Origin of the sequence: Massilia terrae (assembly GCF_024753145.1) — a bacterium.
Lineage (GTDB): Bacteria > Pseudomonadota > Gammaproteobacteria > Burkholderiales > Burkholderiaceae_D > Telluria > Telluria terrae.
The window spans coordinates 1,396,336-1,410,600 of record NZ_JANUGU010000001.1 but is presented as its reverse complement, the minus strand read 5'-3'; the positions used below and the strand labels follow the sequence as shown (position 1 = coordinate 1,410,600).

Genomic DNA, 14,265 nt, shown 5'->3' with positions numbered 1-14,265 from the left:
GCTATCCTGTAGAATGGGTCCGCGAGCAGCCGGCCTGACCGGCGCCACTCACCGTTTCAAGTCTGGAGATCAATCGAATGAAGAAGCAAGTGTTGGCGGCAGTGTTGGCAGCGTTTGCCATGTCGGCCCATGTGGTGACGGCCCAGCCGGACAAGGCCGCGCCCGTCGTCCAGCAGCTCAAGCCAGCCGACGCCCAGGCCCAGGCCGCGCTGTGGGCTTCGCGCGTGATGTCGCGCTACCACTACAAAGCCATTCCCCTGGACGACGTCATGTCGGCCAAGATCTACGACAACTACCTCAAGTGGCTGGACAGCGAAAAGCTGTATTTCACCCAAGCCGATCTCGACCAGATGGCGCCGAACCGCAGCAAGCTGGACGACGCGATCAACAACGAGAACCTGACCATCCCGTTCCAGATGTTCAATCTGTACGAGCAGCGCTTCGCCGAACGCATGGCGTATGCGCGCGAGCTGGTCAACAAGGGCAAGTTCGATTTCACCACCGACGAGTCGATGCAGCTCGACCGCGAAAAGGCCGCATGGCCGAAAAGCGATGACGAAGCGCGCGACTTGTGGCGCAAGCGCGTCAAGAATGACTGGCTGCGCCTGAAGCTGGCTGGCAAGGACGACAAGAGCATCCGCGAAACGCTGGACAAGCGTTACGAGAACTACCAGAACCGTATAAAGAAGCTCAACAGCGAAGACGTGTTCCAGATGTTCATGAACGCCTACGCCACCGCGATCGAGCCGCACACCAACTACCTGGGGCCGCGCTCGGCCGAGAACTTCGACATTCAAATGCGCCTGTCGCTGGAAGGCATCGGCGCGGTGCTGCAGGCACGCGACGACTACACGGTGATTCGCGAAATCGTGCCGGGCGGCCCGGCGGCGCTGTCGGGCAAGCTGAAGGTCGGCGACCGCATCGTCGGCGTCGCGCAGGGCGACAAGGGCGCCTTCACCGACGTGCTCGGCTGGCGCATCGACGACGTCGTCCAGCTGGTGCGCGGCGAGAAGGATTCCCTGGTGCGGCTGGACGTGATTCCGGCCAGCGCCGGCCCGGACGGCAAGCACACCACGGTGTCGCTGGTGCGCAAGAAAATCAGCATGGAAGAGCAGTCGGCCAAGAAGTCGATCATCAAGGTCAAGGAAGGCGGGGTCGAGAAGCGCATCGGCGTGATCTCGCTGCCCAGCTTCTATATGGACTTCGAGGCGCGCCGCCGCGGCGACAAGGACTACAAGAGCGCCACCCGCGACGTGGCCAGGCTGCTGGTCGAGCTCAAGAAAGAGAAGGTCGACAATGTCCTGATCGACCTGCGCAACAACGGCGGCGGCTCGCTGCCGGAGGCGGTCGAGCTGACCGGCCTGTTCATCGGCAAGGGCCCCGTCGTGCAGCAGCGTTCGGCTGAAGGACGCGTGGATGTCGAGAGCGACACCAGCCCCGGCCTGGCCTGGGACGGCCCGATGGGCGTGCTGATCAACCGCGGTTCGGCCTCGGCTTCCGAGATTTTCGCTGCCGCGATCCAGGATTATGGCCGCGGCGTCATCATCGGCGAACCGAGCTTCGGCAAGGGTACCGTGCAGACCCTGATCAACCTCGACAAGTTCGCGCCGAGCGAAAAAGTGAAGTACGGCGAGCTGAAGATGACCATCGCCCAGTTCTTCCGCATCAATGGCGGCACCACCCAGCTGCGCGGCGTCACACCCGACATCAAGTTCCCGGTGACGGGCGATGTCGAGAATTTCGGCGAGTCCTCGTACGACAACGCGCTGCCCTGGGTGCAGATCAAGCCGGCCAACTACGCCCCGGCGGGCGAGCTGAAAGACCTGATCGGTCCGCTGCAGAAGCGGCATGATGTGCGCGTCGCCAAGGACACGGACTTCCAGTACCTCGAGGAAGACATTGCCGAAGCCAAGAAGCTGCGCAAGGACAACCTGATCTCGCTGAACGAAGCGGTGCGCCGCAAGGAACGCGATACCCAGGAAGCCAAGGCGCGCCTGCGGGAAGCCCGTCTGGCCAGCAAGGACGACGAGCCGGCCGCCGGCCCGGCCGCGGCCGAGAAACGCGGCAGCGTGCCGGCCCCGACCAAACCGGCCAAGTCGGTGCTGGCGGGCCGCAATGCGCCGCTGGCGGACGACGGCCTGCAGGCCGACGAACGCAGCCTGCAAGCGCAACTGGCTGCCGAGAAGAAGGCCAAGGACGCCAAGGACATCCTGCTGCAGGAAGCGGCGCACATCCTCGCGGATGAATCGGTGATGCTCAAGACCGACACCCGCCTGGCGAACCGCGCCATGCCTTACTTGCCGCCGACCAAGCTTGGCAACTGATCGATTTCATCGCTCCTTGTATTAAGGCCCCGCCCGGGGCCTTTTTTTCGTTCCGGCTCGTTACGCCACCGCTAGCGGCAGCGCCACAGCCTGTTTCTACCAGACTCGGCATTGCTCGGCTGCCGGGCGCACCATCGCCGCGCCTGGCTTGCAATGGAAGGCGCGCTGGAAGGAGCGCAGGTTCGATAATGGCGCGTTGATGCGGAACGCGGCCGGCGCGTGCCCATCCGTCTCAATCGATCTGCGCAGGAAGTCGTCCGTCTGCGCCACGCAGCGGTTCTGCGCATAGCGATAGAAGAAGCGCTGCGCGGGCGAGGTCCCGCTTGCGTCCACCCGGTACAATCGGTCGGCTCCCAGTTTGGCCTGCAGTGCTTCGAAGGCGAGACGTACCCCGCCATAATCGGCCACGTTTTCGCCGTACTGGTGGTCACCCTTCATCTTCATCCCCGGCAGGGCTTGGTAGGCATTCGCCTGGTCGACCACGCATTGGCCTTGCCGCTCTTCGGCCTTGATGTCGGCGTCGCTCCACAGCTCCTGGTTGCGTCCATCGGGCCCGTATTCGTGGGTTTCCGCGACGTGTACGAACTCGTGGCCAAACACGGCGCCGAAGGTGGCGTAGTTCAGCTCATCGGGCGCGTTGGCGATGAAGCGGGGCGCGCCCAGGAACGCCGCTGTCATGATCAGGGAGTTCGACAGCGCGTCCGGATAGCCGTTGGGAACGACCAGCCGGGCCGCCGCCATGCCCTCGCCGACCCATGGGCTGACGATCATGTCCCAGTTGGTGCGCGAGTGTTCGGTGCCGACCCGCGACCACGTCCTGTGCTGTTCGAAAGCGCGCGCGGACAGTACGTTGGCGAGGAAGGCGTTTTCCGCAAGAGGATAATTGCCGACTTCCGGCCACGTATCGGGAAAGCCGATCTTGAGGTCGGTCTTGGCGAGCTTGTCGGCGGTCGCCTTCCTCCCTCCCGGCGACAACCATTGGGCATCCTCGACGGACGCGATGATCCTTGCCTGGATGTCGGTCGCGATCTTCCGTGCGGCGTCGCGCGCTCTCCATCCGAGTATCCGCGTGGCGTACTGGCGCGAGAATTCGACCCCCATCGCACGCACGGTGGCATCGCGGCATTGGCCAGCCGGATTGCCGAGCTGAACGCGCAAGGCCGGGCTGATATCGCCGAACGCCCCGTTGTACGGCGCGGGCAGCTCGCCGCGCAGCGAATACAGGTACGCCCAGCGGAAATAAGCGCGAAGCTCGGCCGGTGAGCGCGCACGGAACTGCTCGTCGACAGCGCGCAGGTAGGCAGGCGCGGTCACGTTCACGGGCTGGTCCGCCGCCGCGCCGACCACGGCGAAATAGCCTGCCCAGTCGACCGCGGGCGCGAGCTGCGCGAGCTCTGCGAGGGTACGGGGATTTTCCGATTTGGCGACGTCGTAGCGGTCGCCACGCTCCTTGCGCAGCACCTGGCCGATCGCGGCGGCGATGGCTGCGTCATGCCTCGCGTCCGGCTCGGACATTCCAGCGTTGACGAAGGTCCGGAAGGCGACCTGCTCGTCGGTCCAGATATAGCTGTTGTGAATCTCGCCCCGATATCGATCCCACCGCTTGCGGTCGGGCTGGGCGCTGTAGGTGAAGAACGGGTCGACCCCGATCTGGCTCAGCTGCAGGTGCAATGTCTGGAGCTGGGCCGGCGATTCGGCGGCGTCGATCCGCGCCAGCCATTGCCTGACGAGCGCGCCGTCGGTCGCGTTGCCGGACAGGCAAGAGTTGTAGAAGGTCTTCAGGCGCATGAGCTCCGGATCCTTCGACACGTCCTGGGCAAACAATTTGCGGAAGCTGAGTTCGAGGTTGGCTTCGAACTGTTCGTTCGCCATCTCGACCGCGGGCTGTGCATCGCTCAATTTGGCGGCGGCGACGTAGCCGCCGCAGGCCCGCATGTAGAAGTCGTCGCAGGCGTTGACGGACTTGTTCACGGCCAGCAGGGAGATGGCGCTCGCGTTTCCAGGCAAGGGCGCGGGTGCCGCGCTGGGGCGCTTGGCGGCGGCGTGCTTGCCGGTCGCGCCCTTGTGTGTCGGCGCCTTTTCCTGTGCGAAAGCAGCGAGCGCGAATGCGGACAGCAGGATTGTGGCCGTGCGGGCCAGCTTATACGGCTTGAGCATGCAAGAATCGTCCTCTTCCAAAAGACTGTGGGGATGCGGGCGTGAATACACTACCTTAATTAATTGGCAATGTGAACATGCAGACGCCGGCGTGGCGCGGCGTGATTCCTCATCGTTTTTGGCGCTTTCCGGCCCTCCCGGGAAAACGTGATCGAAGAAAACTGCAATTTCCGCGAATCAATTTTTCGTTGGTTATCTTGTTTTTCGGAAATCGTTCTATCGAACTCATCCAATCGAAAACGTTGTTTTTTATAGCTGTGTTAGGATAATTGTGCCGTTGTAAAAAGAATAATCTTGCACACATAAGGAGCAACCTATGTTGATACGTCATTTAATTGTTGCGGCATTGGCGGCCAGCGCTTGTGCAGCGCACGCCGACGTCGTGCCTGTCGCATCGTCCACCGGGACCTCAAGCATCCTGTCCGGGTGGACTGGTGCGAATGGCGCCGACGTGCTGAGTTCCGGCGTCCTGTCCGGCAACCTCAGCCTGATCGGCGGCATTTCGTACGCGGATGCGGCCAAGTCCAGCGGGGCCAATGGCACGACCCTCGCCGACGTCCTGTACGGCAAAGCCAGCGCCAGCGTGGCCCAGACCGCGGACGGCCAGACCCAGCTGTTCTACAAGCAGGGCATCGAAGGCATGTACTTGCTGGGCTCCGGCCACGGGATCCTCGCCGCAATGCTGGGTGATGGCGTGTCCGTGGTCGGCTCGGCCAACGGCGTGACCGTGAGCCAGGGCAAGGGCGGAACCGGCAGTGGCCTCAGCGGAGGCGGCGCGCAAGTCGGCGGTAGCGGCGGTGGCGACACCGGCGGCGGCGGTTCGACCGGCAGCACGGGTAGCACCGGCGGCGGAGGCGGCGGCGGCGGCGGCACCGGCGGTGGTTCGACGGGCGGCACCGGCGGCTCCACTGGCGGCTCGACCGGCTCCATCGCGGGCACCGGCACCACCGGCAGCACCGCCGGCGGCAGCGGCGGCAGCGGTGGTGGCGCGCTCGTGCCGGGACCGGCCGACAATACGCCGCTGGGGCTTGACGTTGTCCCGGACGCGAACACGAACGCGGTCCCCGAGCCATCCAGCATCGCGCTGATGATGGCCGGCCTGCTCGGTGCCGGCGGCCTGGCGCGTCGCCGTCGCAGCTGACAGGCGGGTGTGGAGATGGGCGCAGACCGCGCCCATTCATTCCACGGCATTCGCTTGTGGTTCAGGTACAATCCTTGTGAACGATCGTGCTTTTATAGCCGGGGATAACAAGGAGACACCATGGACCTGGACTACACCGAGGAGGACCGTGCCTTTCGCGACACGGTCCGGGACTTCCTCGACCGGCAACTGCCCGCCGACCTGCGGCACAAGGTGCAAAGCCACCTGCGGCTGTCGAAGGACGACTACGTCCGCTGGCACAAGATCCTGAACCAGCAAGGCTGGGTCGCACCCGGCTGGCCCGTCGAATACGGCGGCCCGGGATGGACACCCGTGCAGCGCCACATCTTCGAAGAGGAATGCGCCACCGCCGGCTGCCCACCGGTGTTGCCCTTCGGCGTCAATATGGTGGCGCCCGTCATCATGGCCTTCGGCAGCCAGGTCCAAAAGGACTACTACCTGCCGCGCATCCTGTCGTGCGAGGACTGGTGGTGCCAGGGTTATTCCGAGCCCGGCGCCGGCTCCGACCTCGCCTCGCTCAAGACCAGCGCCGTGCGCGACGGCGACCACTACATCGTCAACGGCCAGAAGACCTGGACCACGCTGGCCCAGCACGCCGACATGATCTTCTGCCTGGTCCGCACCGATCCCGGCGTGCGCAAGCAGGAGGGCATCTCCTTCCTGCTCATCGATATGCACGTGCCCGGCGTGACGGTGCGCCCGATCATCATGCTCGACGAAGACCACGAAGTGAACGAAGTCTTCTTCGATAATGTGCGCGTCCCGGTCGCCAACCTGGTCGGGGAGGAGAACAAGGGCTGGACCTACGCCAAGTACCTGCTCGGCCATGAGCGCACCGGCATTGCCGCCGTTGGCCGCTCCAAGCGCGAACTGGCCTTCCTCAAACGCCTGGCGGGCCGCGAGCAGAAGAACGGCCGCCCGCTGATCGAGGATCCGCTGTTCGCCGCCAAGGTGGCCGCGCTGGAGATCGAACTGATGGCGCTGGAGATGACTGTGCTGCGCGTGCTGGCCAAGGGCGACCGTGCGCCCGGACCGGAGGCGTCCGTGCTCAAGGTGCGTGGCACCGACATCCAGCAGATGCTGACCGAGCTGATGGTGGAAGCGGCTGGCCCGATGGCGCTGCCTTTCGATCCGGCCTATCTCGAAGGCGAGCACGAACACAGCGTGTCCGGCGACGACGATGCCGCGCCGCTCGCGCCGTACTACTTCAACTATCGCAAGACCTCGATTTACGGCGGCTCGAATGAAATCCAGCGCAACATCATCTCCCAGATGATCCTGGGCCTGTGAGGAGAACCATGGACTTCGATTTCAAGGAAGAGCAGCTCCAGTTCGCCGACGCGCTCAAGCGCTGGATCATGCGCGATTACGGCGTCGAGGCGCGCCGCGCAATCGTGCATTCGCCGGCGGGGACGTCGGAGGCTGCCTGGAATACGCTGGTGGAACTCGGCATGACGGCCTTGCCGGTGCCGGAAGAGCATGGCGGCTTTGACGGTGGCGCGATCGACCTCTTGGTCGTCATGCGCGAGTTGGGCCGCGGCTTGGTGGTGGAACCCTACTTCGCAACCGTGCTCGGGACACGCTTCCTGACGCTGGCCGGCGGGCATGGCGACCTGCTCGAACAAGTCGCGGCAGGCGGGCTGAAACTCGCCTGCGCACTTGGCGAGCGCCAGTCGCGCCACGACATGGCCGACATCGCCACCACCGCGCGGCGCGACGGCGAAGGCTATGTGCTCGATGGCGAAAAGAAGGTGGTGATCCACGGCGCCGAGGCAGGCGCCCTGATCGTCTCCGCCCGCACCTCCGCCGCACAGCGCGAGCGTTGCGGCATCTCGCTGTTCGTGGTGCCGTCGGATGCGGAAGGCGTCCAGATCACCGGCTACCGCACGCTCGATGGCTTGCGCGCGGCCGACATCCGCTTCGAGCAGGTGAGGGCGGCCAGGCTGCTGGGTGAAGCGGACGAGGGCTGGCCGCTGCTCGACGAAGTGTTCGACTACGGCGCGGCCCTGCTGTGCGCGGAAGCGCTAGGCGCCATGGAGGCGCTGTTCGACGCCACGCTCGACTACCTCAAAACACGCCAGCAGTTCGGCGTCCCGATCGGCAAATTCCAGGCCCTGCAGCATCGCATGGCCGACATGTTCATCCACCTCGAACAGGCGCGCTCGATGGCGCTGCTGGCTGCGGTCAAGTACGACGCGGGCGATGCGGCCGACCGCCGACGCGTGATCTCCGCCGCCAAGTACCGTGTCGGCCAGGCTGCGCGCTTCATCGGCCAGCAGGCGGTCCAGCTGCACGGCGGGATGGGCGTGACCGACGAGCTGCCCGCCTCGCACTACTTCAAGCGGCTATCGATGATCGAACTGACCCTCGGCGACTCCGACCACCACCTGGCGCGCTTCATCGCGCAACCCGGCTTTGCCGAAGGAACCGCCGCATGAGCCAGCAGTGGTATTTCGAGGACTTTTACGAAGGCCAGGAAATCGACCTTGGCCAGCGCCTCGTGACGGATGAAGAGATCATCGCATTCGCGCGCCAGTTCGACCCACAGCCATTCCACATCGACCGCGAAGCCGCCGCTGCTTCCATTTACGGCGGCGTGATCGCCAGCGGCTGGCATACCTGCAGCATGATGATGCGGATGGTGGTCGACGGCCTGATGTGCAGCGCTTCCAGCATGGGATCGCCGGGACTCGACGGCGTGCGCTGGCTGCAGCCGGTACGCGGAGGCGACACCCTCGCGGTGCGCTATCTGACCACCAAAGTGAAAGCGTCCAACTCCAGGCCGGACCGTGGGGTGGTGTGGTCCAAATGGACCGCGACCAACCAGCGCGGAGAAGTCGTCTGCACGGTCGAGGGGATGGGCATGTTCGGGCGCCGTCCGGGAGGTAACAATGCGTGAAATCGCCAGTTTGCAGGACCTGGGTGCGTTGGTCGGAACCGACGTCGCGCAATCGCGCTGGTTCGACCTGCCGCAGCAGCGCATCGACACTTTTGCCGATGCCACCGATGACCATCAGTGGATCCATGTCGATCCGGAGCGCTGCCGGCGCGAGTCGCCGTTCGGCGTGCCGATCGCGCATGGCTTCCTCACGCTGTCGCTGCTGCCGGCGATGCTGGAATCGGCGCTGCGCATCGGCGGCCTGCGCCTGACCATCAATTACGGCGTGAACCGCCTGCGCTTCCCCGCGCCGGTGCCGGTCGACAGCCGGGTGCGCGCCAGCTTCGCGTTGCAGTCCTTCGAGCCGATCGAAGGCGGCGCGCAAATCGTCTGGCAGGTCACGGTCGAGCGCGAAGGCGGCGCCAAGCCCGTCTGCGCCGCCGAGTTCGTCTTACGCCTCTACAATTAGGCCCATCGTCCCGGCGCGAGGCCGGGACCCATGCTGAGCTAGCAAGCCGGCGTCGTTCTTCTTTCCGTGCGGCAATTCCTCCGTGGACACGGCACAACACGCCCCAGCAACTCCTGTTGCTACCTGAAAACACAGCCCCGTTCTGGACTACAATGCCTCGCTACTGAACATTGGGAAGAAGACGCATGGCAAGGCCCGAAAAAGTCCGGCTTGGCGAGATACTGGTCCAGCAAAACCTGCTGACCGAAGAACAACTGACTGCCGCGCTGGCCGACCAGAAACGCACTGGCCGCAAGCTCGGCCGCGTGTTCGTCGAGAACGGCTACGTGACCGAGGAACAGATCGGAAGCGCGCTCGCCCGCCAGCTCAACATCCCGTTTGTCCACCTCAAGTTCTACAACATCAGCCCCGAAGTCGTGCGCCTGCTGCCGGAAACCGCGGCCCGCCGCTTCCGCGCGCTGGTGCTCGAAGACCGCCGAGAAACCGCGCTGGTCGGCGTCTCCGACCCGACTGACCTGTTTGCCTACGACGAGATCGCGCGCCTGCTCAAGCGCGGCGTCGAACTGGCCGTGGTCAACGAAACCGAGGTGCTGCAGGCGATCGACCGCATCTACCGCCGCACCGGCGAGATCACCGGCCTCGCGCGCGAGGTGGAACAGAACCTGGGAGACGACTTCGTCGACTTCGGCGCGCTGGCCGCCAACCCGGGGCTGGAAGAAGCGCCGATCGTCAAGCTGCTGCAATCGGTGTTCGACGACGCGGCCCAGGTGCGCGCCTCCGACATCCACATCGAGCCGCAGGAAGCGCGCCTGCAGATCCGCTTCCGCATCGACGGCGTGTTGCACCTGCAGACCGAGGCCGACCTCAAGGTCGCGACGCCGCTGGCGCTGCGCCTGAAACTGATGGCCGACCTCGACATCTCCGAGAAACGCCTGCCGCAGGACGGCCGCTTCGCGGTCAAGGTGCGCAACCAGCGACTGGACGTGCGTATCTCGACCATGCCGACGCAGTACGGCGAATCGGTGGTGATGCGCCTGCTGAACCAGGCGAATATCAATTTGCGGCTGGACGCGATCGGCATGCCGCATGCGCTGGTAGAACGCTTCCGCGCCATCGTGCAGCGGCCAAATGGCCTGGTGCTGGTCACCGGCCCCACCGGCTCAGGTAAAACGACCACGCTGTACAGCGCGCTGGCGGAACTGAACTCGCTCGAGAAGAAGCTGATCACGGTTGAGGATCCGGTCGAATACCGGCTCCCCGGTATCAACCAGGTGCAGGTCAACGACAAGATCGACCTCTCGTTCGCGCGCGTGCTGCGCTCCGCACTGCGCCAGGACCCGGACATCGTGCTGGTCGGCGAGATGCGCGACCAGGAGACCGCCCAGATCGGCCTGCGCGCCGCAATGACCGGCCACCTGGTGCTATCGACCCTGCACACCAACGACGCCGCCAGCACCCCTCTGCGGCTGATGGACATGGGCGTGCCGCGCTACATGGTGGGCGGCTCGCTTCAGGCCGTGCTGGCGCAGCGCCTGGTGCGCGTAATCTGCGAGAGCTGCAGCACGGAGTACCAGCCGTCGCCGGTCGAACAGGCCTGGCTGCGCCCGGAGCTCGGCGTGCACGTCGAGACCACGCGCTACTTCCACGGGCGCGGCTGCTCGCACTGCAACGGCACCGGCTACCGCGGGCGTACCGGCGTCTACGAACTGCTCGAAATGACGCGCAGCGTGATCGACGCCTCCAACCACCCGGACCCCTCGCACTTCCTGAAAGTCGCGCAAGCCGAGATGGAAGGGGAGACGCTGCGCCGGCACGCCGTGCAACTGGTCGTCGCCGGCCGCACCACCGTCGCCGAAGCGATGCGCGTGTCGAACCAGATAGAGGAATAAGGTGCCGTTCTTCGCCTACAAGGGCCGCAACGGAAGCGGCGAACTGATGACCGGCGTGCTGGAAGCGGCCGACGCGGGCGCCTGTGCCGACCAGCTGTTCGGCAGCGGCGTCACGCCGGTCGAGATCACGCCGGCGAGCGGGAAGGGCGCCGGCATCAACGTGCACCGGCTGTGGGAGCGCCTGACGCAAAAGCCCGTGACCTCGATGGACGTGCAGCTGTTCAGCCGCCAGATGTACACGCTGCTCAAGTCCGGCGTGCCGCTCATGCGTGGCCTGGCGGGCCTGCAGGAATCGGCCATCAACAAGTCCTTCGCCAAGGTGATCAAGGACCTGCGCGAGTCGCTCGACGCCGGCCGCGAGCTGTCCGCGGCGATGAAGCGCCATCCCGAGTGCTTCTCCAACTTCTACCTGTCGATGGTGCGCGTGGGCGAGATGACCGGCCGCCTTGAAGAGGTGTTCCTGCGCCTGTTCGACCACCTCGAATTCGACCGCGACATGCGCCAGCGGGTGAAGTCGGCGCTGCGATATCCGTCGTTTGTGGTGACCGCGATGCTCGTCGCGATCGTGGTGGTGAACGTGCTGGTGATCCCGCAGTTCGAGCACGTTTTTGCATCCCTGAATGCAGAGCTGCCGCTCATGACCCGCGTGCTGATCGCTACCTCGCGGTTCTCGATCACCTACTGGCCTGCGCTGCTCGGTGCAGCGATTGCGGCTGCGATGATTTTCCGCGGCTGGATCGGAACACCTGCTGGGCGGCTCTCGTGGGATCGCCGCAAGCTGCGCCTTCCGATCGCCGGGAAGATTCTTCATAAGGGAACGATGGCGCGCTTTGCGCGCAGCTTCTCGCTGGCGATTAGGAGCGGCGTTCCAATCGTACAGGGACTGACAGTGGTTTCGCAGACGGTCGACAACGCCTACCTCAGTTTCAAGGTCGAGCAGATGCGCGATGGTGTCGAGCGCGGCGAGAGCATCCTGCGTACGGCGAGCGGCACCGGTATCTTCACTCCGCTGGTGCTGCAAATGGTCGCGGTGGGCGAGGAGTCCGGTTCCCTCGACGAGCTAATGGACGAGATCGCGCAGATGTATGAGCGTGAGGTCGACTATCAACTCAAGACGCTGTCGAGCCAGATCGAGCCGATCCTGATCAGCTTCCTCGCCGTGGTCGTGCTAATCCTCGCACTTGGCATTTTCCTGCCGATGTGGGACCTGGGGCAGGCTGCCTTGCATCATTCGAAATGACCGCGCCCGTGACCAGCGTCAGGGTGAGGGGTTTTGTCCTGCTCCAGTCGACGATCGCACTGATGGTGGCAGCCGTGCTCATTACCGTCATGCTGGTGCGTACGCGGCAGTACAACGACGAGGCCGAGCTGCAGTCCGTGAAACTCACTGTGAACATCCTGCGCGGGGCGCTTGGACTGCGTCTTGTGGAAGCCCGGGGGCAGGGCGCAGCGGCGATCAACAGGGTCGCCGAGGAGAATCCCTTCGACTGGCTTTCGCGAAAACCAGAGAACTATTTGGGAGAATATTACTCTCCGGAATTAAAAGAAATGCCTCCAGGAAATTGGCTGTTTGATCGGCGCGACAGATCCCTTGTTTATTTACTCAAGAGTCATAGAAGTTTTGCTTCCGAGGCATCAAACTTTCTAAAGTTCAAGGTAGAATTCGCTCAAGCCCGGTTGCCGGGAGTAAAGATCGGACCCGCAGAGGTCCCCAACGGTTTAGTCATCGAACAAATAGGCGATGGCGCGGCCACTAACTGAAGTACCGCGGGAATGTCCGCAAAAGCCAATTAAACAAAGAGTTCGGAGAATTAGATGACCAAAAACATTAAGGGCGCTGCGCAGGGCGGCTTCACGCTGATCGAGCTGATCGTTGTTATTGCAATCTTGGGCATCCTAGCCGCTACGGCCCTGCCTAAATTTGTTGACGTGAGCAAGGATGCTCGCATTGCATCGCTGAGCGGCGCTCGCGGCGCAATCAACTCCGCCGCATCGCTTGCGCACGCGCAAGGTCTGGTGAAAGGTGTGACTACTGGCAACATCACGATGGACGGCGTAACCGTTACCCTGGCTGGCGGTTTCCCTGACGAATCGACTATCGCCGCTGCCGCAGGCGTCACTGGTTTCGACACCAGCACTGACACGACCGCACATACGGCCACGTTCAAGGTGACTGGTGCCCCGACGCCGGCCAGCTGCTCGGTGGTCTACAACGCTGCTACCGGTACTGCCGACGCGCCGACCACATCTGGTTGCTAAGTTGGCGGGTGTGAGCGGTGCACGATTGCGATTGTTGTTCGTATGACGGTCGTGTCCGCTCCTTTCCGGCCAGTCCCCTCATGCCGAGGATTCACGATGGTCGAATTGATCGTCGTCCTGATCCTGATCGGTATCCTCGGCGCCCTGGGCGCCGCGCGTTTTTTTGACAAGGGCACATTCGATGCCGCCGCCTTTTCCAGCCGGGCTGCGGCGGCCCTGCGTTTCGCCCAGAAAGAGGCGATCGCGCAAAACCGGCCTGTCACCGCGTTTCTCGATGCCGCCGGCATCAACCTCTGTTTCGCCAATATCTCGCCTTGCCCAGCGGGACAACAAGTGGCCGCGCCGTTTTCGGTGGGTACCGGCAGCTATTGCACTTCCTCGACCTGGTACTGCATTAGCCGCCCGACCGCAGTCAACTACAGCGCCACCGTTGCATCCATCACGTTCGATGCGCTCGGCCGCCCATCCGCCGGCGGTGCCGTGATGGGCGCGGTGGCCACCCTCACAATCACAGAGGGCAGCGCATCGAATCTGATCACCGTGGAGCCGGAAACTGGTTATGTGCACTAGCCAGCGGCGCCAGCGCGGCGTCACCCTGATCGAACTGGTGTTGTTCATCGTGATCGTCAGTGTCGCGGTGGCGGGTGTGCTTTCCGTCCTGACCTTTACGACGCGGCATTCGGCCGATCCGCTGCGCCGCAAGCAGGCATTGATGATCGCCGAGGGCCTGCTCGAAGAAGTGGAACTGGCCCAGTTCACCTACTGCGAGCCGAATTCGGCCAACTCCGATACGGCCGGCAGTGTCTCGGCTTGCAGCACGCCCGAAACCTGGGGGCCTGAAGCAAGCGACTCGCGGCCCTATGACAATGTGAACGACTATGCGGTCTCGAGCGGCCATCCCTTCGACAGCGGCGGAGTGCTCGTTGACGCGGCCGGCAACGCGCTTGGATTGAGCGGCTATTCGGCCAGCCTTCTCGTCGAGCCGGCAAACCTGAACGGCATTGCCAGCGGCACGACAGCCGATCCGCAGGTGCTGCATCTCGTCGTCACCGTCACCTACGACGCCGGCCAGTCGGTGACGCTGGACGGCTATCGCACGCGCTATGCGCCTCAGGTCCAATGAATAG

At 64.1% G+C, this 14,265-nt stretch carries 13 protein-coding genes; 12 read left to right on the top strand and 1 reads right to left on the bottom strand.

Features of this window, described 5'->3' with window-relative positions; genetic code table 11:
* Positions 1-77: 77 nt before the first annotated feature.
* A complete protein-coding gene (locus NX778_RS06100) occupies positions 78-2,324 on the top strand; it encodes a carboxy terminal-processing peptidase (RefSeq protein WP_258810774.1) in 2,247 nt (748 codons plus the stop codon).
* A 96-nt stretch (positions 2,325-2,420) separates the two neighbouring features.
* On the opposite strand, the gene NX778_RS06095 is transcribed toward NX778_RS06100, so the two are convergent.
* Positions 2,421-4,481 carry a M13 family metallopeptidase gene (locus NX778_RS06095; RefSeq protein WP_258810773.1) on the bottom strand — a complete coding sequence of 687 codons (2,061 nt, stop codon included), beginning with the start codon at positions 4,479-4,481 and terminating at the stop codon, positions 2,421-2,423.
* A gap of 316 nt (positions 4,482-4,797) precedes the next feature.
* Here NX778_RS06095 and NX778_RS06090 point away from each other — a divergent pair, with 316 nt between their 5' ends.
* The 11 genes from NX778_RS06090 (at position 4,798) to NX778_RS06040 (ending at position 14,261) form a co-directional block, all read left to right on the top strand.
* Positions 4,798-5,622: a PEP-CTERM sorting domain-containing protein gene (locus tag NX778_RS06090; RefSeq protein WP_258810772.1), complete on the top strand. Its 825-nt coding sequence runs from the start codon at positions 4,798-4,800 to the stop codon at positions 5,620-5,622.
* Between the two features lie 120 nt (positions 5,623-5,742).
* Positions 5,743-6,933 (top strand): acyl-CoA dehydrogenase family protein, encoded by a 1,191-nt coding sequence (locus NX778_RS06085; protein WP_258810771.1) that lies wholly within the window; start codon positions 5,743-5,745, stop codon positions 6,931-6,933.
* An 8-nt stretch (positions 6,934-6,941) separates the two neighbouring features.
* On the top strand, positions 6,942-8,081 hold the full coding sequence (locus tag NX778_RS06080) for an acyl-CoA dehydrogenase family protein (protein ID WP_258810770.1): 1,140 nt from the start codon (positions 6,942-6,944) through the stop codon (positions 8,079-8,081).
* A complete protein-coding gene (locus tag NX778_RS06075; protein WP_258810769.1) occupies positions 8,078-8,542 on the top strand; it encodes a MaoC family dehydratase in 465 nt (154 codons plus the stop codon). Before NX778_RS06080 ends, NX778_RS06075 begins: the two co-directional genes overlap by 4 nt.
* Positions 8,535-8,990 (top strand): MaoC family dehydratase, encoded by a 456-nt coding sequence (locus tag NX778_RS06070; RefSeq protein ID WP_258810768.1) that lies wholly within the window; start codon positions 8,535-8,537, stop codon positions 8,988-8,990. Before NX778_RS06075 ends, NX778_RS06070 begins: the two co-directional genes overlap by 8 nt.
* A 185-nt stretch (positions 8,991-9,175) precedes the next feature.
* Entirely contained in the window at positions 9,176-10,879 is a 1,704-nt protein-coding gene (locus tag NX778_RS06065; RefSeq protein WP_258810767.1) for a GspE/PulE family protein, read from the top strand.
* 1 nt (position 10,880) lies between these two features.
* Positions 10,881-12,119 (top strand): type II secretion system F family protein, encoded by a 1,239-nt coding sequence (locus NX778_RS06060; RefSeq protein ID WP_258810766.1) that lies wholly within the window; start codon positions 10,881-10,883, stop codon positions 12,117-12,119.
* On the top strand, positions 12,116-12,640 hold the full coding sequence (locus NX778_RS06055) for a hypothetical protein (protein ID WP_258810765.1): 525 nt from the start codon (positions 12,116-12,118) through the stop codon (positions 12,638-12,640). Before NX778_RS06060 ends, NX778_RS06055 begins: the two co-directional genes overlap by 4 nt.
* A gap of 54 nt (positions 12,641-12,694) precedes the next feature.
* On the top strand, positions 12,695-13,138 hold the full coding sequence (locus NX778_RS24570; protein ID WP_307727918.1) for a prepilin-type N-terminal cleavage/methylation domain-containing protein: 444 nt from the start codon (positions 12,695-12,697) through the stop codon (positions 13,136-13,138).
* 42 nt (positions 13,139-13,180) lie between these two features.
* Positions 13,181-13,708: a pilus assembly FimT family protein gene (locus NX778_RS06045; RefSeq protein ID WP_370661310.1), complete on the top strand. Its 528-nt coding sequence runs from the start codon at positions 13,181-13,183 to the stop codon at positions 13,706-13,708.
* Entirely contained in the window at positions 13,698-14,261 is a 564-nt protein-coding gene (locus NX778_RS06040; RefSeq protein WP_258810763.1) for a prepilin-type N-terminal cleavage/methylation domain-containing protein, read from the top strand. The genes NX778_RS06045 and NX778_RS06040 overlap by 11 nt, the downstream gene beginning before the upstream one ends.
* Positions 14,262-14,265 lie beyond the last annotated feature (4 nt).

Bases quoted from the DNA above. Each gene is read 5' to 3' on its own strand.
- NX778_RS06100 (WP_258810774.1), top strand. From the start codon at position 78: ATGAAGAAGCAAGTGTTGGCGGCAGTGTTGGCAGCGTTTGCCATGTCG.
- NX778_RS06095 (WP_258810773.1), bottom strand. From the start codon at position 4,481: ATGCTCAAGCCGTATAAGCTGGCCCGCACGGCCACAATCCTGCTGTCC.
- NX778_RS06090 (WP_258810772.1), top strand. From the start codon at position 4,798: ATGTTGATACGTCATTTAATTGTTGCGGCATTGGCGGCCAGCGCTTGT.
- NX778_RS06085 (WP_258810771.1), top strand. From the start codon at position 5,743: ATGGACCTGGACTACACCGAGGAGGACCGTGCCTTTCGCGACACGGTC.
- NX778_RS06080 (WP_258810770.1), top strand. From the start codon at position 6,942: ATGGACTTCGATTTCAAGGAAGAGCAGCTCCAGTTCGCCGACGCGCTC.
- NX778_RS06075 (WP_258810769.1), top strand. From the start codon at position 8,078: ATGAGCCAGCAGTGGTATTTCGAGGACTTTTACGAAGGCCAGGAAATC.
- NX778_RS06070 (WP_258810768.1), top strand. From the start codon at position 8,535: ATGCGTGAAATCGCCAGTTTGCAGGACCTGGGTGCGTTGGTCGGAACC.
- NX778_RS06065 (WP_258810767.1), top strand. From the start codon at position 9,176: ATGGCAAGGCCCGAAAAAGTCCGGCTTGGCGAGATACTGGTCCAGCAA.
- NX778_RS06055 (WP_258810765.1), top strand. From the start codon at position 12,116: ATGACCGCGCCCGTGACCAGCGTCAGGGTGAGGGGTTTTGTCCTGCTC.
- NX778_RS24570 (WP_307727918.1), top strand. From the start codon at position 12,695: ATGACCAAAAACATTAAGGGCGCTGCGCAGGGCGGCTTCACGCTGATC.
- NX778_RS06045 (WP_370661310.1), top strand. From the start codon at position 13,181: ATGACGGTCGTGTCCGCTCCTTTCCGGCCAGTCCCCTCATGCCGAGGA.
- NX778_RS06040 (WP_258810763.1), top strand. From the start codon at position 13,698: ATGTGCACTAGCCAGCGGCGCCAGCGCGGCGTCACCCTGATCGAACTG.